The sequence below is a fragment of the Streptomyces sp. NPDC002788 genome (genome assembly GCF_053592115.1).
In genome coordinates this window covers 265,912-291,305 of record NZ_JBSFVB010000010.1, presented here as the reverse complement: position 1 = coordinate 291,305, position 25,394 = coordinate 265,912, and the positions used below count along the sequence as shown (strand labels likewise).

Genomic DNA, 25,394 nt, shown 5'->3' with positions numbered 1-25,394 from the left:
TCCCGACCACACAACGGCACCTGCGGAGACCGCCACCGCCACCGTCTACCAGCGCATCGTGACCACGTTCAACGAGCACCCCGGGAAGGTGTTCCACGTCCGCGATCTGCACGAACACCTCAGCCTGCCCACCGACGAGCCCTCGATCAACGTCACCCGCTCCCGCCTGGGACGACTCGTCCGCCAAAAACTCCTCGAACAACCCGGACGCGGCCGCTACCAGAAACGGACTTAACGCCCTCTCAACGGCTCATGTTCGAGTGCGGTAGCTCACTGCAGCCGTGCTCAATGATCACGCCATTGACTTCGCTCGCGCAGTTCCAATCAGCGAACGACCACATCACCAACCACGTCACCACTACCAGAGCGGCACCGCCGCAGAACGCCGCGACGAGCCACGGCGTCTTTGGCAGCAGCAGGATGAAGGAGCCGGCGAACGCAGCCGCTACAAACCAAGCCGGCAGCAACTGATCGGCCAGAACGAACACCATGGCAACGCCGAGGATCGCTGCGATGCCATGCCGAAGGGCCGAGCGAATGCGGCTCACGAGCTCTCCTACAAGCTCATCCCAACCTGTGTACAGCAGGAAAGTACAGCAACCACCGCGACCACAGCCGACCGCTACCGGCCCCAGGTGACCGGCTGACCTGCCCGGCGGACCTCAGCGACCGCCCCGCCCGTGGTTCGCATCGAGGGGTTGTGGCACGGTGCACAGGCCGTGCCACTCTCGTGCCAGAACGCACGGGGACTCACGGGGAATCGGGGTGCGCAGAGGTGGGCACGGCCAGCCTCCGCCCGAGCTAGGGAATCGGCAGGTCACGCCCATGATCGTCCAACCTCGCTCCTAAAACGGGTGTCGGGGACCGACCTCATTTCTCGCGGTGCTGAGCGAACACCTGCTGCTGCTCGTCCTGCCAACTCCAGTTGGCCGGCCGGGAGAAGGGCATACTTCGGGCAAGGTCGGCGAACTGGTCGGATGGCTCCCGGCTGGCCTTGTTCACCACGATCGCCGAGAGCATCGGTGCTCGTCCGTCCTCGTTACGGTGGAGGCAGACATCCTTGAGCAGGTAGGTCATGACTCCGCGGTGAGGCGGAATGGAGTCGAAGCCCTGTGCTGCCAACTCGGCGCTTAGCTCCCCGTACGTGACGGTCAGTCCCTGCTGGGCCCGCTTCCGCAGGATTTCCACAGCCGCTTCGACCGCTGCCGGGTATTCCGGGTCCTTGATCCTCATTGGCCCTCCCCCATCGCGTGGACACTGCCCAGCCTGCGTATCGTACCGGCCAAGCGCCGCCCCGTTCCGCTAGGAGCGGACGAAGAGGTCGTGCCAGATCGTGCAGGGAACCACGGGGGATGTCGGGACCAGGGCACCAGCCGTTCATGCCCCAGGACGGCTGCGCCGCAGGTCAGGCCAGCAGCCAACCATAGAGAATCCAAGCTTGCCAAGCTGAGAATCCAGGGAGACGCCGTGGTCGGAGAGTGGCGATACCAAGCTCCCGCGCGCGCGTCCTCTCTGTATGTTGCCTCTGCGCTCGGCATGCCCCTAACTGGTTGGCACAGGTGCAACCGGACGGACCGCGGTGAAGTCTTGGAACTCGTCGCGGGTGGCGGAGAGCAACAGCAACCACTCGTCGCAGCCCTGCCACGGATAGAGGTCGCCGGCCCCTCCGCGCACCACCTGCGGTCCGTCCCCGGTGCGGCAGCGTGCGTCCACCGGCGCGTCCGTGAAATGCGGGATCCACACGTCAGCGCAGATTTCATTTGCCGACCCCATCGCCGCCAGCCCGAAGGCATTCTCAGCTGCGGCAGTGAGCTCCTCGTCGGCGAAGTCGTCGAGCATCTGGTCCTCGTCCGGTCTCCCGTTCCCGCGGAAGGTCAGAGTGGTCGTGCCCGCCCGGGCCGCATATTCCCACTCCGCCTCGCTGGGCAGCCGGAAGGGCAACGTCACCAGCAGGTCGTCCAAGTCATCCTCGAGCCGGGCCGTGCTCGAGTCTGAGTCGGCGAAGCTGTCCTCGTACTCAGACAACCAGTGCCGTACTTGTGCCACCGTAAGGGGATGCCGAGCGATCAGGAATGGCTCGACCCGCACTTCTCGCACCGGCCGGGCCCGGACAGCACCAGCGAAGAACGCTTTGAGATCGTCATCGGCGTCGTCGGCCCGCTCGATGGCACGAACGGCCTCCAGTTCCTCGTCGGACAAGCCCATCCGGAACGTCCCACCGGGAATGGCCCGGAAGACCACTCCGGAGGGGATGTGCCGCCAAGCCGGTCGGCCGGCCACGATCTCTTGAGCCCACATGGTGCCGGACGCTAGCAGCTAGGCATTCCGGATGAAGGAGGGGCTCTCGATCCCATCGCACGGCCATGAAGCTACGGGCCGGAAAACGGCTGACATCCACGGCTGACATCAACGACGCCGGACGGGGCGCACACCAGCACTTCCGTCTGGCCGCCGAACCAGTCGATGACGGTACCCGGAGCGAACTCGGATCGAACTCCTATAGCGGGTGTCGCAGGTTCGAATGCTTCCGGGGTACCAGCCAAAAGGCCCCATCGATCATGGTCCGGGCCTTTGACGGCACACTCGCCGGTGCGGCGGCCCGACGTTACGGAGGCGGCCGCAGGACGCAGGTTGATGAGCTGCTCCTCAACGCGATCGCGAAGCTTGAGCCACTCGGCGATCGCGTCCTGTCCGCGGGGGTCCCAGGCTTGCGTGCTGCTCTCCGGATGACGCGGTGGCACTGAGCGCATGGCTCATCGAGGTGCGTATGCCACCCGCTCGAAGGGCCACTCTCGGTCCAGCCAATCGCTGACGACGTCATAGAGCTCGGCGTCGAGGGAGGCGTGGTCCGCGCGGACCCAGGAGCGGACGTCAATGAGACCAGGCTCGTGGCGTGAGCCGTATATGTAGACACAGCCGACGACGTCGCCGTCCGGGACCGACAGGACGGTGTACGTGAAGCCGACGCGCCGGTCGAAGTCCTCCGCGTGCCGACGCAGGTCGTCGAGGTTGGCCTCCAGGGTCATGCCCTCTGGCGGCGGCCAGGAGCGGCCGGCGAAGTCTGGGGTGGCCCGAATGTGGGCGATGCTGGAGGTCCAGGCGGCGTGGTCGGCGGCATTGTGCTGAGGGCCGAGGGGCTCCAAGCGGAAGCGGTCGGTGGTAGGTGGCTGCGGCACAGCGAAGCCAGGGGCGACGAGGGGCTGATCGGCTGAGGTCACGGCGGGAGACTAGCTCGAGGCGCTACCGGGTTCTTGCGATATAGGTCCGACTCATGGTGACGGCTCGGTGCAACGTCCGTCCGGGCCGTCCCTGGGCCGTGCGAGGGTGCCCGACGCCAACCAACAACAACAGAAGCCCACGCCATCTGAGCTGGTCAGAGCAGTGGGCTTTAGCAGGACGTGGAAGGGCGCTCAACGATGACCGACGCCGACAACTGCCGACAGCTCGGCAGTTGGTCAGGGCGTTGACCGATAGGGCGGCAGCAGGTCACGGCCGCCGATGACCAGTTGTGGCTGTGCGGCACCAGAGCGTGTGCATCGTGAAGCATGGGGATTGATCTGGAGCTGCGCTCATCACGGCCTGCCTACAACAACTGGCGCAAGTCCCGCGCAACGCTCTTGCGGAGCTCCTACGGGCACGGCGACGCGCTGGCCGATGCGCTCAGCTCGCTCCAACTCCTTGGAGAACGGGGAGTCTCACTGCCGTCGATCCGTACGGGGATACGTTGATGAACGAGCAGGAGTCCGCCGCCGCCCTCCGAGAGATCCACGGCCTGAGGCAGAGATGCGGTGATGAGCATCACCTCGCCGCACTGGACAACCTCGCAACGATGCTGGAACAGTGCGCGGCTACCCCAGGCAGTGACCTGTGGTTCGCGGGCGACTGAAGCTCGAGGGCCCGGCCCGAGCAGGTCTTCCGGCCGCTGGGCGACGTGGCGCGGTGCGGCCGCTGCCGCCAGGCCGCCGGCCGGGAAACGGCCGTACTGGCCGCGTACGTGATCCTCCCTGGGGGACGCTCCTGGCGGAAGCCGGTTGTCAGCGCACGTCGACGTAGTCGCCTGCGGTGTTGACCGCCGAGGTGGTGGACGTGCCCGCGAAGGCCCAGCGCCAGTAGCCGTCGGTCGCTGCCGTGGCCGTCGTCGACAGGTTGCCCGTTGAATTGGTGTAGACCGTCTTGAGGGTCGTGTAGGTGGTGGTGCCCGCCTTGCGGAACTGCAACTTCACGGGCTGGTTGGTGTAGCCCGCGTAGATGCGCTTGTCCCAGTTGGCGCGGGCCAGCTTGCCCGTGATCGTGATCGGCTTGCCCTTGGCGACCGGCTCGGGCGCGGCGTTGACGTTGAGCGTGCCGCGCCGCAGGACCGAGTGCTTGGTGGCGCCGCCGTTGTTGTAGAGGTCGCCGTCCTTGGATTGCAGTTGGACGGTCACGTCCAAACGCGTCGCCTATGGCCTGCCGTCAAGCTGCGGGCGACGGCGCTCAAGCAGCCGATCCACGTGGTTGATCGCACTCACATGGGAAGCCCCCGGCTTCCCCGTAGGGGTCCTTGCACTATGCCCGCCCGGGTCGCGCGGCCGCTCACAGTGCAGGGACCCCGTAGCCGTTTCAGGCGCCGTGCCACGTGCGAAGGCCCGGCCGCGCACGGGCGCGGGCCGGGCCGGTCAGCGGCCGGGGTACGTCAGCAGCTCTCCCCGATCTTCACGGTGTCGAAGTTGACCGTGGTGGACGTGGAGTGCTCACCCGGGTCCGGTGTCTGGGAACAGACCGTCCAGTTGCGGTCGAAGACCTGCATGCGGCCGGCGCCTGTGGCGTCGGACGACGTGAGGATGTAGAAGCCTGCGGCCTGGGCGGCGTCTTGCGCGGCCTGGAGGCCTTGGCCGGTCAGGTCGGGCAAGGTGGCGGTGTCGGACTCGGCGGCGTCGGCGCTGTCCGACGTCTCCGTGTCTGTGCCGGTGTCCGCGTCTGCGCCGGTGTCCGTCTCTGTGCCCGTGTCCGTCTCTGTGCCCGTGTCCGTCTCTGTGCCGGTGTCCGTGTCGGTCTTCGGCTGGTCGTTGGTGTCCTGGACAGTGGTGTCCGGCTTGCTGGAGCTGCTGGTGTCGGCGCTCTCGCAGGCAGTGAGCGTGAGCAGGGCTGCGGCGGCGAGTGCGGCCGCGATGGTGTGAGTGCGCATGGTGTCCCCCGGGGATGGTGCGTGAGCTGAGGGCCCATCATGCGCTGCGTGCGGAGCCTGTGGAGGCGGAGTGACGTTCCTGTGACACGAATAAGTGCCGGGCCCGACGAAGGCCCACGCTCGCGCTGTGGTGGCCTTCGGTGACGCGGTCGTGTCCGTGCACGCCGGGCGTGAGGTCAGGATGCGACATGATCGCCTGCTGTACCGGTCGGCGACCCGCGAGGCTCAGGGCGAGGAACTGCTGCATGTATACGGGCCCAGATGCGAAGCGTCCTCACAGGAGGAGATGGACGAACGCCTCCACCAGGTCCTCACCGCCAAGACGCACAGCGAGCTCGTGCCGACAGCGGCCTTGCTCCCGGAGAAGAATGCGGGCACCACGTCCACGATTGCCGCCGCCGGCGGACGGATCAAGCGGCGAGGCGCATGGCGGGTACCTCGCATCCTCAAGGTCGAGTCCGCATACGGAAGGGTGCACCTCGACCTGTCCCGGGCGGTCATCGAGCATCCGGTAGTCGACATCGAGCTGCAACTCGGCACCGGCAGGGCGAAGATCACGGTGCCTCAGGACGCGATCGTCGACTTCGAGGAGCTGCGCACCGGGTGGAAGGACACGCTCTACAAGCCCCCACGCTGCTCCCCGTCCGGCGGGTTGACGATCCGGATCTCCGGGACCATGGGGTTCGGACGGTTGAAGATCCGCCACGCGCGGCGTTGAGGCCCCATCCGGCACCGGCACCACCTGTCCGTCACTTCTTCGCCCCGCTCGACCGCTGATGCTGTGACCTCAGTCGGTCGCCGGTTGGCTGAGTGTCAGGCGACCGTGTGAGTGGTCATGGCTCCCCACCCCTCTGGTGGGGAGCAGAGGGGTGGGGAAAAGGGCCGTCAGCCCTGGGTGCCGTCCTGGTTGACGGGGTACAGGCCGAGCACGCCCTTCGGGTCGGAGGGGTTCACGCCCTTGACGTCGCCGACATAGAGGTTGATGCGGGCCTTGTAGCGGTCGAGGGCGGTGCGGTCGCTCATGAACTCGCCGAGACCGAGCGGGTTCATGTTCGCGTAGTCGAAGATGCCCTTGCGGCCCGCCGGCGCGGTGACGTCGGTGCGGGCGCTCCAGGTGTCGATGGAGTCGCGCTGGGCATCCTTGGACAGCAGCCAGCTGAGGTAGAGCTTGGCGGCGGCCTTGTGCGGGGCGTTCTTGAGGATGGCACCGGTCTGCGGCCAGGCGACCCACGGCGACTTCTTCGGCAGGGTGGTCTCGGCGACGCCCGGGGCGCCTCCGCTCGTGCCGAAGCTCGCCACGTAGTCACCGGAGCCGACCAGGTCGGCGGAGTCCTGGGTGCCGCGGACGAACTTCGGGTTCTGGGCGAGCAGCTTCTTCAGGTAGTCGAAGCCGTACTTGTCGGTGAGCTGTTTGAAGTAGTAGAGGACGGCGTCGTCGTCGTTCGGGTAGGTGAGGACGAGCTTGTTCTTGAACTCGGGCTTGAGGAAGTCCTTGGCCTCGACGGGCGCGTCGTCGCCGAGCTTGGTGGCCGTGACGTTGGAGAAGGCGAAGAAGAACAGGCCGGTGTAGTAGCCGTCCTTGTCCTTGATCTGGTCGAAGACCTTGTCCCAGCCGACCGGCTTGTACTTCTGCAGCACTCCTTCCTTCTTCCAGCGCGGGAAGTCGTCGACGGTCTGGAGGTGGACGACGTCGGCGACCACGTGGTGCTCGGCGATCTGGTTGTCGACGCGGGCGTCGTGGTTCTTGCTGAAGTCGACGACGATGTCGACCTTCATCTTGGGGAACTTCTTGACGAACGCGTCCTTGAGGTAGTCCGCCTGGCCCGGCTTGTCACCGCCGGCGTAGACGACCAGGCGGCCGCCCTCGGCTACGGCCTCCTTGTACAGCTTCTGCAGCTGGTCTTCTTCGCTCGTGTGCCGGGGGGCGGACTTCGGGGAGGGGGTGGCGGCGGCGATGGTGGCACCGCTGGCGGCCAGGATGCCCAGGGCGGCGGCGACGGCCCATGCCTTGTGGGGGGACTTCACATTCGGCTCCTTCGTGGTGGGGCAAGAAGGGAAAGCTTGATACTTCAAGCATCTGCGTTCACTCTAGAACCGGTATTGCAAATCTGCAAGATACTGCGGTGGGCGCCCGGGTGATCATGCAGAGTAATCAGCAAGGGAGGTGCGCGAGTTCGGCAGGCTCGCCGCTGCCTCTGGAGGGAGGTCAGCGGCGCCAGGGGAGGTCGGCGGGGAAGGCCGGGCGGTCCGGGCCCGTGAGGCCGGAGAGGATGATCTCGCACGCTTCACCGAAGGCGCGCGCCTGTTCAGGCGTCAGCCGGTCGAAGACGGCAGCCCGGACGGTGGCGACATGACCGGGGGCGGCCTGCTCAAGGGCGGTCAGCCCCTCGTCCGTCAGCACGGCGAGCTGAGCCCGTCCGTCCCCCGGCGCGTCCTCGCGGCGCACCCAGCCGCGCTCCTCCATGCGGCTGACGGTGTAGGAGAGCCGTGTCCGGGCGATCTTCAGCTGTTCGGCGAGGTCTGTCATGCGCAGCCGTCGCTCGGGGGCCTCCGAGAGGAACACCATCACCGAGTAGTACAGGTGGCTGAGGTCGGCCTGGTGTCGCAGTTGCTGGTCGAGAGCGTCCTCCAGCACCAGGCTGAGGTCGCGGTAGGCGCGCCAGGCGCGCTGCTCCTCGGGGGAGAGCCAACGGAGTTCCATGGATCGCACTCTAATGAGAGCTTCTTCGGGGGCCGTCTCTCCGACGGGGTTCCGGGGGGCCTGCCGGCGCCGGCATTCAGGTGGTCATCCGCACGGGGTGAGGCGAGTCGGCGACCAGCGTGCGGCCTTGAGAGGCAGCGGTGCGCGCGGTGAGCGCCTGCTCACCGGGCCTGCGGGCGGCCGGGGCGCCTACTGAGTGCTGCTGCCATCACCCGGCAAGGGGCCGGCCCCTTACGCGGGAATCTCGAAGCACTACCGATATACGGCCCAGCCCCCTCTGAGCGACAGGTCCCCGGATGCTCACGAGTGCCGTGTCACACCTGTGTGCGACTATCGCCCCGACACCTTGATCCAGGGGGGATCCCTTGTCCGACACCAACTCGTGTCCACCCTCAAGACGCCGAAGAACGGCCGTCTTCGCCGCTGTCGTCTCGCTGTTCGCCTCGCTGCTGACCCTGACCGGGGCGAGTCCCGCCGTCGCCGCCGACGAGGAGTGCGCGCCGCTCACGCTCGCGTCCTTCGGCGATCCGGGAAACGCGGTCACCAAGACCACCGTCCCGGCCGAGAGCAGCACCTGCTTCACCGTGACCGCTCCCGCGGCCGGTCTGTATCTGGTGACGATGGACCACATCGACCTGTACGCGCAGATGTTCGCCGCCGACGGCACCGAAGTCGACTGCTACGAGGAGCGGTTCTCCCAGAAGGGCCTGTGCCAGGTGCCCGCCGCGGGCACCTACACGCTCAAGGTGGTCAACGGCAGATGGCTGGACGGGGAGACCTCGTTCACCGTCGTTCCGCTCGGCGCGGACACCCCGGGCTGCTTCGAGTCCGTCGGCACGGGCTGGGACCAGGAACCGGTGAGCCGGACCTCGACGGGTGAACTGGAGGTCGACTGCCAGAAGTTCGAGGGCAAGCCGGGCGAACGCGTCCGCCTCACCCACGGGACGAAGGTCTACGGCGACACCCTGGCGTGGATCACCGACGAGAGCGGCGCCTGGATCTGCCCGCGCATTACCGAGGACGACGAGGACACCCGCAGCTGTGTGCTGCCCGGTGACGGCCCCTACCGGGTGCTGTCCAAGGTGACGAACGCCGGGAGTGGCTACCCGGCCGGGTACGCGGTCAAGGTGCGGTCGCTGTCCGACCCGCGGGGCTGCCGTACCGCGACCGTCCGCCCGTTCGGCCCTCCCGAGGGACTGGACTACGGCAACAACCCCTGCTTCACCTTCACCGTCGACAAGGCGGGCCGGTACCTGGTGCACTCCGTGGACACCTACTCCGCGAGCGCGGTACGGGTGTTCGACACGGACGGGAAGATCGCCTGCCGCGAGAGCGACCCGTGCCGTCTGCCGGCCGCGGGCACGTACACCGCGGTCCTCGACGGCGCGTACCCCTTCCTCTACCCGGAGAGCGACCCGGACGATTTGCTCCTGTTGGACCGCGCCTCCGACGCCGGGTGCGTGGCCACCGAGACCGGTTCCCACAAGGGCGAGTTGAGCACGGTCGGGCAGTACGACTGCCTGGCGCTGAACGTCCCGCAGGACTCCAGCATCGCCGCACTCACCCCGATCGGCGCCACCGGTGTGGACGCCGAGCTCGGGGTCTACGACCGGGACGGCATCGCACAGTGCACCGCGACGGAGCTGGCGGACGGCGACTGCGCGCTGACCGGCCCGGCCCCCTACCGGGCGCTGGTGCACACCGATGACATCGGCGACGACGCGACGGGCCCCTACACGATCGCCTTCCACCGCACCGACGCCGCGAACGACTGCCCGGTCCTGCCGGCCGGCAGCTTCACCGCCGATGGCGCCAAGGCCACGCTGACCACCGGGGACGGCGTCTTCTCGCGGTGCCTGAACATCCCGGCCGACGCGCACGCGAACGCGGAGGCCCTCCAACTGGTCAACACCTCCGGCGGCGTGCCGGCGAAGTTCTCCGTGCTGGACGCAACCGGCAGGAAGGTCTGCGACCGCACCGCCACGACCAACGGCTGGACGCTGTGCCCGCTGACTCCGGGCCAGGCCCACACCGTGCTGCTCACCGGCCGGGACATGACCGCCACGTACACCCTCGCCCGGCGCGACGTCACCGCGAGCGCCTCCTCGGCGGGCTGCGTGAAGACCGCCGCGACGAAGGTCGGCGGCCCGTCCCTGGCCGCCACGTACGGCGAACCCGGCACCCTGACCTGCCACCAGGTCACCACCGACGCGCCCACCGACGTCCTGCACCTGGACGTGCGGGACGCGCTGGGCACCGCCAACATCATCGCCTTCGGCGGTGACGGCACCGCCGAGTGCTCCTTCCGCAACCGCTCCTGCGCGGTCACCGGGTCCACCACCCACCAGGTCCTCGTGCAGACCCCGGCCAACCTCAAGGCGGCGCCCGAGTACCGACTGGACGCCCTGCGCATCGCGACGGCGGACGGACCGGCGGCGGAGTGCGCCAAGGTGCCGTCGGTGTCGTACGGCTACGGGCCCATCACCGGCACGCTCGACGAGCAGCACACCGCGGTGTGCGCGGTCCTGCCCACCGCCGGGTACGACCGCTTCGACGCCGAGATCACCGACACCACCGGCGCCAGCACCACCGCGGTGCCCGCGCTCTACAACAGCGCCTGGAACAACGGCTGCACGCTGTCGACCTCCGGGCCCCAGTGCTCGGCCGGCGGTTCGTCCTCGGCGGCCGGCCCGAGCCTGTTCCTGCTCGGCCTGCCGGAGAAGGCGTCCAGCACCTCCTACAGCGCCAAGCTGACGTGCTTGTCGACGCTGTGCGGCACGGACAAGGTCAGCGTCACCGCCGTGAGTCCCGACACCGGGGTCGCCGGCGGCAAGGTCACGCTCACGGTCACCGGCACCGCACTGCCCCCGAACGCCACGGTACGACTGACCCGGAGCGGCAAGACGCTGACCGCCACGACGAACTCGGTCTCCGCGGACAACAAGACGCTGACCGCGACCCTCGACCTGACGGACGCGGCGCCGGGCACCTGGAACGTCAGCGTCCTCACCAACTGCTGCGAGTACCCGCGCGGCACCTTCACCGTGACCCAGCCCCAGCTGAAGAACACGGCCGCCCCCAAGGTGACCGGCACGGCCAAGGTCGGCGCCAAGGTCACGGCCGTGCCCGGCAGTTGGTCGGCTACCCCCACCTCGTACACGTACCAGTGGCAGGCGGACGGCAAGGCGATCTCCGGGGCCACCGCGGCCTCATACACCATCCCCGCGTCGGTAGTCGGCAAGAAGCTCGGCGTGACCGTCACCGCCGTCAAGAGCGGCTGGCAGAGCGGAGCGGCCACCTCGGCGGCCGTCACCGTCGCCAAGGGTGACGCGCCCAAGGCGACCAAGCTGCCGGTGATCAGCGGTACGGCCCAGGTCGGCAGGACGCTGAAGACGACCAACGGGACGTGGAGCCCGGCGGCGTCGTCGTACAAGTACCAGTGGTATGCAAACGGCACTGCCATCACCGGCGCCACCAAGTCGTCGCTGGTGCTGAAGTCGGCACAGAAGGGCAAGAAGATCACCGTGAAGGTGATCGCACTCCGCACCGGCCACAAGGACGGCTCGGCGGTGAGCAAGCCGACCGGCACGGTCAAGAGCTGACCTGTCGCGGTCGACCGAGAAGTGAGCCGAGGGGGGCGGCCGGGTGGCCGCCCCCCTCCGTCATGGCTCCGGCACCACTTCCCCGTCGTCCCCGCGTCTCCAGCGCCCGGTGCACGACCGCCGCGCCGTTTGGCGTGAGCGGTGTGTGACATCGACGCCGGCACGAGCCTTGTCGGGCGCTCGGTCGCTCCCGCATTCATCAAGACGCCGACGATGGGAGTGGTGAGGAAGGGCGCCTTCACCCGTCCGGGCCCATCACCCCGGTCCGCCACCGGCCGGACGCGATAATCAGGACATGCCCACCCCATTCCCCGCCGCCCCCGAATCCTGCCTGCGGCTTCTCGGCGATCTCCTCGCGGTGGGTGAGGCCTACTCCCTCGTCCTGGCCGGCGGATACGCCGCGCTGGCGCACGGGCTGGTGGAGCGGGCCGGGCGGGACGTGGACGTCGCCACCGAGCATCCCGCCGGGATGGACGTCATCGCCGACACCGTCCGGGCCGGACTCGTGGCGCGCGGCTGGCTCGTGCGGACGCTGGATACCGAGCCGCTGTCGGCCCAGTTCCTCGTCACGGACGCGGCGACCGGTGAGGAGTGCGAGGCCGGACTCCGCAAGGAGGTGCTGTGGCGTCCCCCCGTGGAGACCGGGCTCGGACCGGCGCTCTCCCTGGACGACCTCGTCGGTACCCGGGTGCGGGATCTGGCCGACCGCGGGCTCGCCCGCGACCTGGTCCGCGTCCACGCCGCCTCCGCCCGCTGGAGCCACCCCGAACTCGAGGAACTCGGCCGCCGCCACGCCCCCGACACCTTCGATCTGACCGACCTCCAGGCCCGGCTGACCGGCATGGACTGGCTCGACGACAGGGCCTTCACCGCCCAGGGACTCGCCCCCGAGGCCGTCGCCGGACTGCGCCGCTGGGCCCAGGAGTGGGCCGACGACATCGCCGAACGCCTCATCGAGGGCGAGGCCCCGGACGAGAGCGCCCCGGACGAGGAGTGACCGGCTGATACCGCAGCCGTACGGGGTGGGCGAGTTCAGCGAGAGGCTCGGTCCTGGTGGAGGCTCGGAACCGGCCCGGCACCCGCCGGAGCTAGCATCCGCTCATGACGAATACCCATGGTCCCTCTCCCCTCGACGTCGAGATCGGTGCGCTGCAGGGCGGTTCCGCCGGCCTGTCCCAGTACGCGGGCAAGGCCGTGCTCGTGGTGAACGTCGCCTCCAAGTGCGGCCTGACCCCGCAGTACGCGGGGCTCGAGAAGCTCCAGGAGCAGTACGCGGAGCGCGGCTTCACCGTCCTCGGCGTGCCGTGCAACCAGTTCCTCGGGCAGGAGCCCGGCAGCTCCGAGGAGATCGCCGAGTTCTGCTCGGCGACGTACGGGGTGACGTTCCCGATGACCGAGAAGGTCGAGGTCAACGGTGAGAACCGGCACCCGCTGTACCAGCGCCTGACCGGCCACACCGACGCGGAGGGGCACAGCGGGGACATCCGCTGGAACTTCGAGAAGTTCCTGATCGGCCGCGACGGCGAGGTCGTCGCCCGCTTCTCCCCGCAGACCGAGCCGGAGTCGGCTGAGGTCGTCGCGGCGATAGAGGCCCAGCTGGCCTGACGCCCCGCCGCTTTGACCTTCCCCCTGGGGCAGGCCCGAGCGTCCTCGTCGTCGGGCGGAACAGCCGCCCGGTGACGGAGGATGCCGTGGTGGACGTACCGGACAGGGATCTGCTCACCATCGGGGCGCTCGCCGCGCGTGCCCGGCTGTCGCCCAAGGCCCTGCGGTTGTACGACCGGCTGGGCCTGCCGGCCCCGGCGCATGTCGACGAGGCCACCGGCTACCGCTACTACCGGGCCGGCCAGGTCGAGCGGGCCCGGCTCGTGGCCATGCTGCGGCAGTTGGACATGCCGCTCGCCGAGGTGGTCGCGGCGGGCGACGGACCCGCGGCGGCCGAGTTGCTCGGCTCGTACTGGGCGGACGTCGAGGCGGTGGAGCCGACCGGTCGGCCGGCCTACACAAGGATCACCAAGGCGCAGGTGGCGCACCCTCAGATCCTGGCCGTCTTCGAGGCGGTGGAGGAGTGGATGGCGGCTGAAGGGCTGACCCCGGCCGGTCCCTGCCGGGAGCTGTACTTCGCGGACTGGGCGGCGACGGGACCCGAGGATCCCGTGTGTGACGTGGCGTTCCCCGTGCGCTGACCCGTGCGCTGATCCGCTTCCGGCGCACGTGGGCACAAGCGGAGCCCCCTCGGCAAGGACGGCGATACTGGTCGAGAGGGCTCTGTCGGTGGTGCTTGTGCTGTTGTCGTGCCGCGGCTCAGGCCTTGACCGAGGCCACGAAGGCGTTCCACGCGTCGGCGGGGAACGCCAGCTTGGGGCCCTCGGGGATCTTGGTGTCCCCGAGCTCCAGGGCCTCCTCGACGGTCGACCTGACCATCACGCAGGCGCCGTTGTTGTTGGTGTAGGAGGACGTCGTCCACGTTTCCGTGGCGCCCAGACGAATAGCCATGTTCGCTCCGTAGCCAGTTGCGTTTACGCCAACCCGTGCTGGTGGTTGGCGTGATCGACGCTACTCGCCCACATCCTCGTTCGGAGGAGTCATTCACTCGACTGGATGGCATATTCCAGGGGACACTGCAGTCAGGCTTGTCAGGGGTGTAGCATCCCGCGCTTCGCTGACCGGAAGGTCATCCTCCGGCGGCTGATCAGCGCGCGTAATCCTTCGCCAGGCGCTCGATGAGCTGCCGCGACTGGTCCACGTTCAGCGACTGGGCGCGCAGGTGCTCGTACATCACCGTGTACTTCTGCACGTCGAGCGGCTTCTCCAGGTACAGGTCGCTGGTGACGCCCTCGATGTACACCACGCTGGAGTCGGCCGCGTCGGCGAACTCCAGGATCGAGTACTGGCCGTTGATACCGGCGTGCGCACCGACCTCGAACGGCAGGACCTGCACGGTGATGTGGGGCAGCTGCGCCATCTCGATGAGGTGCTCCAGCTGCTCGCGCATCACCTGCCGGCTGCCCACGACCCGGTGCAGGGCCGCCTCGTCCAGCACCACCCACAGCCGCAGCGGCTCCGTCTCGGCGGTGATACGGCCCTGCCGGCGCAGCCGGACCTCGACGCGCTTGTCGTGGTCCGCCTCCGAGGCCTCGGGCGAACCGCCCCGGATGATGGCCTCGGCGTACGCACGGGTCTGCAACAGGCCGGTGATGATCTGGGGTTCGTAGACCCTGAGCGACTCGGCGTCCGTCTCCAGGCCGATGTAGACGCTGTACGGAATGTCCCCGAAGGCGTGCCACCAGCCCTGCTGCCGCGAGTCCTTGGCCATCTGCATCAGCGATTCGACGATCCGCTGGTCCTCGACCTCGTAGACTCCGCACAGGTCGCGCACGTCACGCTGGCTGATGCTGCGCCGCCCGTTCTCCAGACGGCTGATCTTCGACTGCGACACCAGCAGCCGCTCGGCGACCTCTTCGGCCGTCATGCCCTTGAGCTCGCGGAGCCTGCGGAGCTCCTGGCCCAGACGGCGCCGCCTGACGGTGGGATTGACATTGGACGCCACGGGACGTGCACCTCCGGCTGCGTGCCTCTACTTTGCGTATCTGCTGTTGAGCAGACTGCCACCAAGGCGCTTCCTACCGCTGGGAAACGGTGGATATGCGGCGGGTACACGCCAGTTCGGCCACGGCACGCCGAGCGGGGCGGAGAGAGTCTGCGCTCTCTCCGCCCCGCTCGGACAGCGGCTCCCGTGACCGGGCTCGTGGGGTCCCGTGATGCGTGTACCGGCCGTGGGTCGTACAGGTCCGGTGCGGTCCGGCTCAGTGGACCGCGGCGCGCGCCATGGTTCCGTGGCGCGGCTGCATCGGAACGCCTCGGGCGGGTTCCGCTGCGGGCCTGGCTCCGCCGGTGGCCTGACGGCCGGACGGGGCCTGGCTGCGGCGCGGCTGTGCGCCCACGCCGTTCTGAACGTCCATCACCGCGTGCGCGACGAGGCCGCCCATGGGGTCGTGCCTGATCAGGTCCCTGAGCCGGGAGCGAGAGGAACGTCCCTCGTTGCCCGGGTACAGGTGCTTGCCGAGGCCGACCGCGTGTGCGAGGGCGGCGAGCGCCGCGGTCCGCGGGTCCGGCGGTACGCCGGTGCGGATCGCGGAGTCCAGCCGGGCCCTGATCTCCCGGCTGATCTCGGTGTCCGTCGCCTGGTAGCGAGTCGTCGGCAGCACTCCGCACATCTGTCCCGCCACGGCATGCACCATGCCGCACCGCTCCAGATGCGAGAGGTAGGTCTGGCGGAGCCCGAGACGCGGCCCGCCTATCCAGTGGACCGCCCGTACGGGAGCGCCACGCCTTCGCAGCAACTCCAACGCGCAGTCCAGAGTCGGATCTCCAGTCGGCCGTGGTACCACCACGGCGATACGATCCCCGTCTGGGGCTATCCGTCCGGCCAGCGCCAGCTCCACTAGCTGTGCTCCGGCCAGACCAAGGTCGAGCGACTGCGGCTGTGCAGTGGTACCCGTGGCCGGGTCCAGTGCCAGCAGCAGAAGCTCCTCCGGAATGGTTCTGCGGCTCCTGCCCATCCATGCCTCCCCGCGTGGATGAATGACAGGGTGACCCCTCTCACATTGGTCTGTCGAGGGTGCGTGACCGGTTCGTAGTGGAACCAGTAGGTATGTCGTTCTCGTCTACCGGACGGGTTCGATCCGCGCGCAGGACACTGGTACATGGTTCGGACAGCGCCGGGGAGCGGTGTCAGGGCGGCGGTTCACGGTTCGGTACGCGCACGCGGGTGGTGCGGCGCGAGGAGGAGGCATCGGTGGCGGGCGAGTCCCCCGACAGGTCGAAGCAGCGCGAGTCGTCGGCAGAACCGACGTCGGGGAGCGCGGGTCCGGTTCCCGAGGCCAGGAGCGAGTCCGCCGACCCGCGACTCGCGGTGGCCCGGGACGCGAAGAGTTCCTCGACGGCGGCGCGCGGCGGCGTCGATACGGCGACGCGGGTGCTGTCCGTCCGGACGGCCGAGGAGCCGGAGGACGCCGAGCGGGACGCCGAGCGGGACACCCAGCGGAACACGGATGCGGCGGCTGACGCGGAGCGGGGCGACAGCGACTCGGGCACGGAGGACGCGGTCGCGGACGCCGAGGGCGTGTCGGCCGGCGCCGGGCGGGGCGCGAGCGACTCGGGCGAGGTGCCCGAGGCTCGACGGGCGGACGCGGAGCGGGACGAGGACGCCCCGGGGGCCGAGGAGGCGGTGGCGGACGCCGAGCAGGGTGAGGAGCCCTCGGGTGCGGCTGACCCCGAGCAGGGTGAGAGCGCCTCGGTTGCGGCCGGTGAAGGGGGCCAGGAGCCCGCGGAGGCGTCCGTGAAGGGCTCCGGCAAGTCCCCCGGTTCCGGCGGGCAGGGCGACGACGCCGCCGCCGGTGACGGGCGGCTCCGTGACGCCGTGGCCGCGTGGGTCGTGTCGGCGGACGAGGACGTGAAGCCTGCCGATGCCGAGGGCCGGGCCGAGGCCGCCGAGGGTGCCGACAAGGCCTCCGCGGACGGCCGGCAGACCGACGGGAAGGCGTCCGAGCCCGCCCAGGGCGGCACGGCCGCGGTGGACGGCCAGGAGGCCGGGGACTCGGACCGGCCCTCCGGCACCGGCGACCGCGCCGAGGAAGGCCGGGAAGCCAAGGGCCCGGACAAGCCGGCCGACACCGGGAAGCGCACCGGGGACAACCAGGAAGCCAAGGCCGCGAACAAGCCCGCCGACACCGGCGAGGGCGCCCAGGACGGCCAGGCGGCCGCCGGCAGCGCCGGTGGCCCAGAGGGCGGCCAGGAGGGCGTAGGGGCGGCGTCCAAGGGCGCCCGGAGCCGGGACGAGGAGGCGGAGGCGGACCGTTCCGCCACCGCCGGCCTCCCGGGCACCGACGGCGAGATCGACACCGCCGCGTCCGAGACCGACACCGACACCGAAGGCGAGACCGACACCGCCGCTTCCGATGCCGGCGGCCCGGCACGTGACGCGAGCCGCACCGCGGACACCGGCGGCGAGGCCGCCGAGCCCGCGGACCCGCGGTCCGAAGACGCCGAGGCCGATTCGAAGGCCCGCGCCGGCACCACGGCCGCCGCCGAGGACAACGCCGCCGAGAGCGAGACCGAGGACGAGACCGAGGACGAGAACACCGGCGACGCCGGCAAGGACGACGACGGCGGCAAGCCCTCCTCGCCCCCCGTCGACCAGCCCACCGCCGTCTTCAAGGCGGTGCGGCCCCCGGTGGACCAGCCGACCACCATGCTGAAGCTCGGCGGCGCTCCCAAGGCCACTGCCAAGGCCACTTCCCAGGTCGCTCCCAAGGACGCCCCCGAGAAGGAATCCGAGCGGACCAGCAAGTTCGTCGCGCTCAAGCCGCTGGACGACCCGGCGACGCGGAAGCCGCCGTCCGACCCTCAGGCCGGACCGGCCGCACCCGCCGGGCGGACCCGGCCCGCCGACGCCACCGCCCCCGTCCCCACCGTCGGCCCCGAGCGGACCACGCAGCAGCCGTTGCCGCCGAAGCCGCCGCTGGATCTGCTGGCCGAGCTGACGAACACCCCGCCGCCCCCGGCGACCCCGCTGCGCACGGCCGTACGCCGGGTGAAGATCTGGACGCCGCTGGCGCTGCTGCTCGTGATCGTCTTCGCGGTCGTGCAGAGCGTGCGCCCGCTGCCGACGCCCACCCTCGACCTCACCGCGAAGGACAGCTACACCTTCGAGGGCGGCAAGGTCGACATCCCCTGGCCGACCGACGGCCAGGCCGCGCTGGACGTCCAGGGCATCGGCACGTTCGGCTCCTCCGGCGAGCAGAAGCCCGTGCCGATCGCCAGTGTCGCCAAGGTCATGACCGCCTACCTGATCCTGCGCGACCACCCGCTCAAGAGCGGTGAGAAAGGCCCGAAGATCGATATCGACCAGGCCGCCCAGGACCAGTCGGACGCGGGCCAGGAGTCCACCGTCGACGTGACCAAGGGCGACCAGATCACCGAGCGGGAGGCCCTGGAGAGCATCCTGATCGCGTCCGCGAACAACGTGGCGCGGCTGCTCGCCCGCTGGGACGCGGGGTCGGAGAAGGCGTTCGTGCAGAAGATGAACGACGCCGCCAAGGACCTCGGCATGAAGAACACGACGTACACCGACCCGTCGGGCCTGAACAACACGACCGTGTCCACGGCCGTGGACCAGGTGAAGCTCGCCAAGGCGGCCATGCAGCAGCCCGCGTTCCGCGAGGTCGCGGCGATGATGTCGTACGTCGACTACAAGGGCACCAAGCACGACAACTGGAACCGCCTGGTCGGCTACAACGACGTCACCGGCATCAAGACCGGCACCACCACCTCGGCGCTCGGCAACCTCGTCTTCTCGGCGAGGAAGGACGTCGACGGCGAGACCCGCCGGATCGTCGGCGCCGTCGTGCGCCAGCCCGCCGGCGGCCCGGACAACACCATCCTGGGTGCCGCGCTGCACGAGGGAGACAAGCTGATCAGGGCCGCGCAGGGCGCGCTGGAGTCGGCGACGATCCTGAAGAAGGGCGACATCGTCGGGTACGCCGACGACGGTCTCGGCGGCCGTACGCCGGTCGTCGCCACCGAGGACGTCACGGCCGTCGGCTGGGCGGGCCTGTCCGTCAAGCTGACGTTCGCCGCGGACGACCTGCCGCATCAGGCGAAGGCCGGCAGGAAGGTGGGTACGCTCACCGTCGGTGACGGCACGACCAGCGCCGTGAAGGTGCCGGTGGCTCTCCAGAAGGACCTGGTGGAACCGGGCTTCGCGGACAAGCTGACGCGCATCGGCTGAGCCGGACCGCGACCCCGCACCACCGCATCCCGCCGGTAACGGCCCGTCCGGGCGCTGCCCGGCGGGGTGCGTGCTAGCGTCACGAAACGGGGCAGGTCGCCGGGCGCGGCGGCGCGGCTGCGCACCGAGGGCGAACGGTACGCGGCGGGGGGAAGAAGCCGAGAACAGAAGACGGGACACGGGGAGTGCCTTCGAGTGGCCACTGCGGAGCCGAAACACGCAGACGACGCCGATCCGGGTTCGGTATCCGGCCCGCGAATACGCCTGCCCGCAAAGCCGGAAGGCCCCCCGCGGGAGGGCGCCGGTACGCCCGGACGTGACGGCCGATCCCGGCTCCACCCCGCCCTGTTGACGCTGCGTGAGCGCATGCTGCGCCACCCGGTCCTGTCGATCACCGGCCTGGCCGGAATCCTCCACGTCGTCTGGTTCTTCACGTTCGCGAACAGCGGCGGCGACCTGGCGGCGCAGGACGCGTGGGCCGAGTTCGTCGGCCGGCACCCGGACTCGGCGTACAACCTCGCCTGGTACGGCGGCATGCATCCGGTGTCGTACAGCATGGTGTCGCCGTATCTGATGTCGCTGCTCGGCGTGCGGACGACGATGATGATCGCGGGCACGGTCTCGGCCGGACTGCTGACGCTGCTCCTCCTGCGTTCCCGCTCGGTCCGCAACCCGCTCTGGGCGTCGCTGGCGGGCGTGTTCGGGCTGTTCTGCAACGCCGTGTCCGGCCGCGTGACCTTCGGCCTGGGCATGATGTTCGCGCTCGGCGCGGTCGCGGTCGTGTTCTGCTGGCCGTACAAGTGGCGTCACAAGCGCTGGGCGAAGGCCCTGTGCGCGGCGCCCCTGGCGGCGCTCGCCACCATGTCGTCGCCGGTGGCGGGCCTCTTCGTGGGCCTGGTGGCCGTGGCGCTGTTCCTGCAGAAGCGGCGTCCCGGCGCCTGGGCGCTGGGCCTGGCGCCGAGCGCGGTTGTCGCGGTCTCCGCGTGGCTGTTCCCGTTCTCGGGGACGCAGCCGATGATGATCGGGTCGGTGCTGCTGCCGCTCACGTTCTCGATCCTCGTCTTCGTCCTGGTGCCGCAGGACTGGAAGACGGTCCGGCTGACGGCCGCGGTGTACGGCCTGGGGGTCGTGCTGGTGTGGCTCATCAGCTCCCAGATCGGCTCGAACATCACGCGCCTGGCGATGCTCTTCGCCGGAGTCGCACTGGTCGCCGCGCTCCCCTTCACGGTGCCGCGCAGCCGCAAGTGGTACACCGCCGTCGTGGCACTCGTCGGATTCACCGTGTGGATCGGCTTCAAGACGGTCGACGACATCGTCCACACGGCCCCGGCGGCGTCCTGGTCCCGCGAGCTCGCGCCGCTGGTGAACGAACTGCAGGAGGTCGGCGCCGAGAAGGGCCGGGTCGAAATCGTCCCCGCCCGCTCCCACCGCGAGGCCTCCGCCCTCGCCCCCTACGTCAATCTGGCCCGCGGCTGGAACCGCCAGGCCGACATGGAGCGCAACCCCCTCTTCTACGACGACACCCTCAACTCGGCGAATTACCACGAGTGGCTGAAGCGCTGGGCAGTCCATTACGTCGTCCTGCCGAAGGACGAGCCGGACGGCGACGGCGGCGAGCGGGAACGCGCCCTGGTGCAGCGCGGTCTGCCCTACCTGAACCAGATCTGGGGCGACGCCAACTGGCAGCTGTTCAAGGTGACCGCCCCCACCCCCCTGGCCGAGCCGAACGCCGTGGTCGACCGCGCCGAGCAGGGCGAGATGATCCTCCAGGTGCGGAAGCCCGGCCGCATCCTGGTCCGTATCCCCTACTCCCCCTGGCTGAGCATCGTCGACGCGGAGGGCAAGAGCCTGGAGCCGCCCCAGGAGACGGAAGCCTCGAAGGACCGTCCCGAGGGCGAGCCCAAGTCGTACGTCAACGTCAACGGCTGCCTGACGGAGACGGAGGAGGACGCCCACGGCGACAAGTGGACGGAACTCCTGGCCCCGAAGGCGGGCACGTACCGCCTGGCGGCCCCGTACCAACTGCCCAGGGGAACACCGTGCCCGGAGGAGCTGCGCTGACCCTCAGCGCAGCCGCCCCGCGGTCAGGTCGGTACCCGGCACCGCGGGAACGAGCGGCGCCACCGGCTCCACCGTGCCCAGCCCCGACTGCGGTGAGGCCGATTCCCCACCCATTGCGTTCATGTGCGTGAACTGAGGTCACCTCAGCGAACTATTTTGCCCTCTCTTGACCTTCCCCTTCCTTGCCGTGCGCACGTCACCGAACCCAGAGTTCACATGCCTGACTGTGGCGGCAGCACCGTGGAAGGGGACTCATGAACGGTCTCGACTGGGCCGTGCTCATCGGCTACTTCGCCGTGATGGTCGCGATCGGCGTCTGGTCGCACAAACGCGTGGACAACGTCAGCGACTTCTTCACCGCCGGCGGCAGGATGCCGTGGTGGCTGTCCGGCATCTCGCACCACATGTCGGGCTACAGCGCGGTGATGTTCACCGGGTACGCGGGCATCGCCTACACCTACGGCGTCACGTCCTTCGTCACCTGGTCCTTCCCCATCGCCCTCGGCATCGCCATCGGGTCGAAGCTGTTCGCGCCGCGCATCAACCGGCTGCGCTCCCGGCTCCATGTGGCCTCCCCGCTGGAGTACCTGAAGAACCGCTACGACCTGAAGACGCAGCAGGCGCTGGCCTGGTCAGGAATGCTGCTGAAGATCGTGGACGTGGGCGCCAAGTGGGCGGCGATCGCGACGCTGCTGTCCGTCTTCACGGGCATCTCCCTCAACCAGGGCATCCTCATCACCGGCGGCATCACGGCGATCTACTGCACGATCGGCGGCCTCTGGGCGGACGCGCTGACCGAACTCGGCCAGTTCGTCATCCAGTTACTCGCCGGCGTGGCGATGTTCGTCGCGGTGTTCGTGCGGCTCGACGACCACGGCGGCTTCTTCGGCGTCTGGGACTCCCCCGAGCTCCAGGGCCACGAGAAACCGCTGGTCGGCCCGTACGGCACGGTCTTCCTGCTGGCGTTCCTCTTCATCAAGCTCTTCGAGTACAACGGCGGCATGCTCAACCAGGCCCAGCGCTACATGGCCACGCCGAACGCCAAGGAGGCCGAGCGGTCGGCCCGGCTGTCGGCGATCCTCTGGCTGGTCTGGCCGCTGGTGCTGTTCTTCCCCATGTGGATGTCCCCGCTGCTGGTCGAGTCGCAGAAGGGCGACGGCTCCGACTCGTACGCGCTGATGACCGAACAGCTCCTGCCGCACGGACTGTTGGGCCTGGTCATCGTCGGCTTCTTCTCGCACACCATGGCCATGTGCTCCTCGGACGCCAACGCCATCGCGGCCGTGTTCACCCGTGACTGCGCGCCGGTGATCTGGGCGCGGGCCCGGACCTGGAACCAGAGCCAGGGCCTGCGGGTCGCCCGTATCGCCACGGTCGTCTTCCTCGGGCTGTCCATGGCGGCGGCGACGCAGGTCAACTCCCCGGCGTTCAAGGACATCATCACGGTCGTCATCAAGTGGGTGGCCGGTCTGATGGGGCCGATGGCGATCCCGATGATGCTGGGCCTGCTGCGGGCGTTCCGCCGCTCCGGCCCGACGGCCGCCCTCACCAGCTGGTCCATGGGCCTGTTCGCCTTCTGGCTGGTCAACTACCCCATCCACTGGAGCGTCGAGGGCGGTGTCCCGCTCCAGTACCAGGTGTCGATCCCGCTGGCGGTCTCCCTGGTCCTCTACATCCTCATCGGCTACATCAAGCCGGAGGACACCCCGGAGCGGCTGGCGCTCATCGAGAAGATCAACACGGACGGGGACGGTGCGGCGGCGGCCGCGGTGCCGGCACCGGCCGGGCCTGCGGACGAGGTGGTGCGCACGACGGTCAAGGACTGAGGAGCACCTGCCGAAAGGCCGGCTCAGGCCCTCGGGTAGCGGGCGAGCCACCCCGGTGCGGACCCCCCGGGCCCGTGCAGTGCGGGGCCCTGGGTCATCTCCATGGCGAAGTCGTCGGCCAGCTCCAGAATCGTGGGGCGGCCCTCCAGCTCGGCCAGCCAGGCCGGGGGGAGGGCCGTCTCTCCGTGCAGGGCGCCGAGCAGACCGCCGGTCAGCGCGCCGACGGCGGCGGACGGGCCGTCGTGGTTGACGGCGAGGCACAGCCCGTGCCGGACGTCGGCGGCGACCAGCGCGCAGTACACGGCGGCCCCGACCAGCCCCTCCGCCGTCCCGGCCCCACTCAGCTCGGCCACCCGCTCCGGACCGGGCATGCCCTGCCGCACGGCGCCCAGCGCATGCTGCAACGCGTCCGAGACGGGCTGGTGCCCGGACCGGCCGGCGAGCAGCGTGAACGCCCGCTGGACGGCACCGTCGAGATTCTCCCCGAGCGCCAGCGCATGGACGATCACGGCGTACGCGCCCGCCGCGAGACAGGCCGTCGGATGCCCGTGGGTCTGGGCGGCGCACTCGACGGCGAGCTGCGCGACGAGCTGCGGCTCCCAGCCGACGAGCAGCCCGAAGGGAGCGGACCGCGCGGCGGCCTCGGGCCCGGCCTCACCGGGATTCTTGGGCGCGTCCGGGGTCCCCATCATCTCGTCCCCGAGCCCGAGGAGCAGCGCACGGCTGGGATCCCGCCGCGCGTACAGCCACTCCTCCCGGGCGAGCCACCCGTCCTCCTTGCGGCGCTCGTCCGGTCCCCAGTCCCGCTGGGTGGCGGCCCAGCGCAGATACGCCCGGTGCAGGTCGGTGGGCGGATGCCAGGCGCCGGTGTCCCGCCGCACCTGCGCGCGGATCAGCCCGTCGACGGAGAACAGGGTGAGCTGGGTGAGATGGGTGACGGCACCGCGTCTGCCGTAGGCGGGGGCGAGGTCCACAAGCCCCTCGGCCCCGTGGGCCTCCCTGATCGCGTCGATCCCCAGCCCGTCCACGGGCGCACCCAGTGCGTCCCCGACGGCCGATCCGAGCAGCGTCCCCCGCACCCGACTGCGAAAGTCCTGCTGCTCCGTACGGCCCCAGACGGCACCGGCAGTCGCACCCACCTTGACCTCCCAGGGACCGTCCACACGTACGACAGCTCAGCACTGTATTCGAAGGGGGACGGTGGGTTCAGGGGGTAGAAGGGGTGGAAGGTGTGGCCGGGGTGGTGCCGAGCGGTCGGTGGCAGCCCGCAATGCGCGACCGCTGAGGCAGCTCACCTCACATGACTTGTTCCCCGCACGCCTACTCCGCCTTCCGCTCGGTGGTCCGGCATTCGCGGCATCTGCCGGGCAGCGCCGCCCGGAAGGACCGTTCGCAGCCGTCGCAGGTCTGGAGCGGGTCGGGATGGAGGGCGGGCGCCGGACGAGGCGGAGCCTCGGGCAGGGGTGGGGGGAGGAGGGTGGTCAGGCGGTGGGACAGGAGGGCCGCCGGGTGCTTGATCGGGTCGTGGGGCAGGCCGGCCGTCAGGGTCCGCGTCACGGCCGAGGCGGGGACGCCCCGGTCCAGCCAGGCCGAAACCTCCGGAGCCAGGCATGTTGCGCCGTCAACTCGAACACCTTGCTACGGCATGATCCGGGCGCAGGCCCTCTCGCCCCGCGAGTCGCTGGGCTTCATCGAAAAAGTGCTGGGAGAAGAGACATGACGCCCACCGCGCTGACATGGATCAAGAACAGCTACAGCGGAAATGGCGGACCCGATTGCGTCGAGGTCGCCATATCCCCCGAGCATCACCCCGCCATCCACATCCGCGATTCCAAGAACAAGGACGGCGCCCGTCTGGCATTCACCGACGGCGCCTGGTCCGAGTTCCTGGAATTCACGGCGGGGCGCTGACTCTCAGTCCTGGGCGAGGGGCGTTTCAGGGGTCTCGTCCGCCTCCTCGCGCTCCTTCCTCAGGGCGAGTTCCCGGGCCAGCTTCTCCGAGTACAGCCTCATTTCCGCTTCTTTGCGCTCGTCGAACACCGATGCCTCCTTGAATGCAGGGGTGTTGAAAGGAAGAACAAGGGGGGGGTGGGGACGGTCAGGCAGATGTGCGCTGGGACCGGGGACGGCTGTGGTCCGGGAGTGAGCGTGCCGACCGGATCTGGGATTCGTCAGGAATCAGCCGCCGCACCATCGCACACCTCCCAGAAGTAACTCGACCAGACCACAAGCCTCTTGGCTCAAAGAT

At 69.5% G+C, this 25,394-nt stretch carries 21 protein-coding genes and 2 pseudogenes; 10 read left to right on the top strand and 13 right to left on the bottom strand.

Annotated elements, in window-relative coordinates; translation table 11 throughout:
* Positions 1–235 (top strand): annotated as a pseudogene (locus ACWD1U_RS20880) (hypothetical protein); the annotation flags it as partial.
* Between the two features lie 7 nt (positions 236–242).
* Here ACWD1U_RS20880 and ACWD1U_RS20875 read toward each other — a convergent pair.
* The 6 genes and pseudogenes from ACWD1U_RS20875 to ACWD1U_RS20850 form a co-directional block, all read right to left on the bottom strand.
* Positions 243–548 carry a hypothetical protein gene (locus tag ACWD1U_RS20875; RefSeq protein ID WP_451109411.1) on the bottom strand — a complete coding sequence of 102 codons (306 nt, stop codon included), beginning with the start codon at positions 546–548 and terminating at the stop codon, positions 243–245.
* A gap of 322 nt (positions 549–870) precedes the next feature.
* Positions 871–1,233, bottom strand: coding sequence for a hypothetical protein (locus ACWD1U_RS20870; RefSeq protein ID WP_451109409.1), 363 nt, complete (start codon positions 1,231–1,233; stop codon positions 871–873).
* A 309-nt stretch (positions 1,234–1,542) separates the two neighbouring features.
* Entirely contained in the window at positions 1,543–2,205 is a 663-nt protein-coding gene (locus ACWD1U_RS20865) for a formylglycine-generating enzyme family protein (protein WP_451109408.1), read from the bottom strand.
* A 548-nt stretch (positions 2,206–2,753) separates the two neighbouring features.
* Positions 2,754–3,218 carry a GNAT family N-acetyltransferase gene (locus ACWD1U_RS20860; RefSeq protein WP_451109406.1) on the bottom strand — a complete coding sequence of 155 codons (465 nt, stop codon included), beginning with the start codon at positions 3,216–3,218 and terminating at the stop codon, positions 2,754–2,756.
* Positions 3,219–4,034: 816 nt separating this feature from the next.
* A pseudogene (locus tag ACWD1U_RS20855) lies at positions 4,035–4,358 on the bottom strand (calcium-binding protein); the annotation flags it as partial.
* Between the two features lie 314 nt (positions 4,359–4,672).
* Positions 4,673–5,164, bottom strand: a complete 492-nt coding sequence (locus ACWD1U_RS20850; RefSeq protein WP_451109404.1) for a PASTA domain-containing protein — start codon at positions 5,162–5,164, stop codon at positions 4,673–4,675.
* A gap of 286 nt (positions 5,165–5,450) precedes the next feature.
* Between ACWD1U_RS20850 and ACWD1U_RS20845 the strand changes: the two genes are divergently transcribed.
* Positions 5,451–5,882, top strand: coding sequence for a hypothetical protein (locus ACWD1U_RS20845; RefSeq protein WP_451109402.1), 432 nt, complete (start codon positions 5,451–5,453; stop codon positions 5,880–5,882).
* A gap of 167 nt (positions 5,883–6,049) precedes the next feature.
* On the opposite strand, the gene ACWD1U_RS20840 is transcribed toward ACWD1U_RS20845, so the two are convergent.
* The gene (locus ACWD1U_RS20840; RefSeq protein ID WP_451109400.1) at positions 6,050–7,189 is read right to left on the bottom strand and encodes an ABC transporter substrate-binding protein; all 1,140 of its coding nucleotides are present in this window, start codon (positions 7,187–7,189) and stop codon (positions 6,050–6,052) included.
* A gap of 181 nt (positions 7,190–7,370) precedes the next feature.
* Complete coding sequence (locus ACWD1U_RS20835) at positions 7,371–7,865, bottom strand: MarR family winged helix-turn-helix transcriptional regulator (RefSeq protein ID WP_451109398.1); 495 nt, start codon at positions 7,863–7,865, stop codon at positions 7,371–7,373.
* A gap of 365 nt (positions 7,866–8,230) precedes the next feature.
* Between ACWD1U_RS20835 and ACWD1U_RS20830 the strand changes: the two genes are divergently transcribed.
* The 4 genes from ACWD1U_RS20830 (at position 8,231) to ACWD1U_RS20815 (ending at position 13,653) form a co-directional block, all read left to right on the top strand.
* Positions 8,231–11,467, top strand: coding sequence for a Tat pathway signal protein (locus ACWD1U_RS20830; protein ID WP_451109396.1), 3,237 nt, complete (start codon positions 8,231–8,233; stop codon positions 11,465–11,467).
* Positions 11,468–11,762: 295 nt separating this feature from the next.
* Positions 11,763–12,464: a hypothetical protein gene (locus tag ACWD1U_RS20825; protein ID WP_451109394.1), complete on the top strand. Its 702-nt coding sequence runs from the start codon at positions 11,763–11,765 to the stop codon at positions 12,462–12,464.
* A gap of 104 nt (positions 12,465–12,568) precedes the next feature.
* Positions 12,569–13,072 carry a glutathione peroxidase gene (locus tag ACWD1U_RS20820; protein WP_451109393.1) on the top strand — a complete coding sequence of 168 codons (504 nt, stop codon included), beginning with the start codon at positions 12,569–12,571 and terminating at the stop codon, positions 13,070–13,072.
* Positions 13,073–13,143: 71 nt separating this feature from the next.
* Entirely contained in the window at positions 13,144–13,653 is a 510-nt protein-coding gene (locus tag ACWD1U_RS20815; protein ID WP_451109391.1) for a MerR family transcriptional regulator, read from the top strand.
* Positions 13,654–13,771: 118 nt separating this feature from the next.
* Here the strand turns inward: ACWD1U_RS20815 and ACWD1U_RS20810 are convergent, their stop codons facing one another.
* The 3 genes from ACWD1U_RS20810 to ACWD1U_RS20800 form a co-directional block, all read right to left on the bottom strand.
* On the bottom strand, positions 13,772–13,963 hold the full coding sequence (locus ACWD1U_RS20810; RefSeq protein WP_031113406.1) for a DUF397 domain-containing protein: 192 nt from the start codon (positions 13,961–13,963) through the stop codon (positions 13,772–13,774).
* Between the two features lie 196 nt (positions 13,964–14,159).
* Positions 14,160–15,017 carry a helix-turn-helix domain-containing protein gene (locus tag ACWD1U_RS20805; protein WP_451109389.1) on the bottom strand — a complete coding sequence of 286 codons (858 nt, stop codon included), beginning with the start codon at positions 15,015–15,017 and terminating at the stop codon, positions 14,160–14,162.
* Between the two features lie 256 nt (positions 15,018–15,273).
* The gene (locus ACWD1U_RS20800) at positions 15,274–16,029 is read right to left on the bottom strand and encodes a GOLPH3/VPS74 family protein (protein ID WP_451109387.1); all 756 of its coding nucleotides are present in this window, start codon (positions 16,027–16,029) and stop codon (positions 15,274–15,276) included.
* A 236-nt stretch (positions 16,030–16,265) separates the two neighbouring features.
* Here ACWD1U_RS20800 and ACWD1U_RS20795 point away from each other — a divergent pair, with 236 nt between their 5' ends.
* From ACWD1U_RS20795 to ACWD1U_RS20785, 3 genes are all read left to right on the top strand, one after another.
* Complete coding sequence (locus ACWD1U_RS20795) at positions 16,266–19,259, top strand: D-alanyl-D-alanine carboxypeptidase (RefSeq protein WP_451109386.1); 2,994 nt, start codon at positions 16,266–16,268, stop codon at positions 19,257–19,259.
* Between the two features lie 195 nt (positions 19,260–19,454).
* Positions 19,455–21,320: an MFS transporter gene (locus ACWD1U_RS20790; protein ID WP_451109384.1), complete on the top strand. Its 1,866-nt coding sequence runs from the start codon at positions 19,455–19,457 to the stop codon at positions 21,318–21,320.
* 254 nt (positions 21,321–21,574) lie between these two features.
* Positions 21,575–23,146, top strand: coding sequence for a sodium:solute symporter family protein (locus tag ACWD1U_RS20785; RefSeq protein WP_451109382.1), 1,572 nt, complete (start codon positions 21,575–21,577; stop codon positions 23,144–23,146).
* A 23-nt stretch (positions 23,147–23,169) separates the two neighbouring features.
* On the opposite strand, the gene ACWD1U_RS20780 is transcribed toward ACWD1U_RS20785, so the two are convergent.
* Together ACWD1U_RS20780 and ACWD1U_RS20775 are read right to left on the bottom strand one after the other, a co-directional pair.
* Complete coding sequence (locus ACWD1U_RS20780) at positions 23,170–24,285, bottom strand: ADP-ribosylglycohydrolase family protein (protein WP_451109380.1); 1,116 nt, start codon at positions 24,283–24,285, stop codon at positions 23,170–23,172.
* Positions 24,286–24,466: 181 nt separating this feature from the next.
* Entirely contained in the window at positions 24,467–24,703 is a 237-nt protein-coding gene (locus ACWD1U_RS20775; protein ID WP_451109435.1) for a hypothetical protein, read from the bottom strand.
* A 159-nt stretch (positions 24,704–24,862) separates the two neighbouring features.
* Between ACWD1U_RS20775 and ACWD1U_RS20770 the strand changes: the two genes are divergently transcribed.
* Positions 24,863–25,057, top strand: coding sequence for a DUF397 domain-containing protein (locus tag ACWD1U_RS20770; RefSeq protein ID WP_451109378.1), 195 nt, complete (start codon positions 24,863–24,865; stop codon positions 25,055–25,057).
* Positions 25,058–25,394 lie beyond the last annotated feature (337 nt).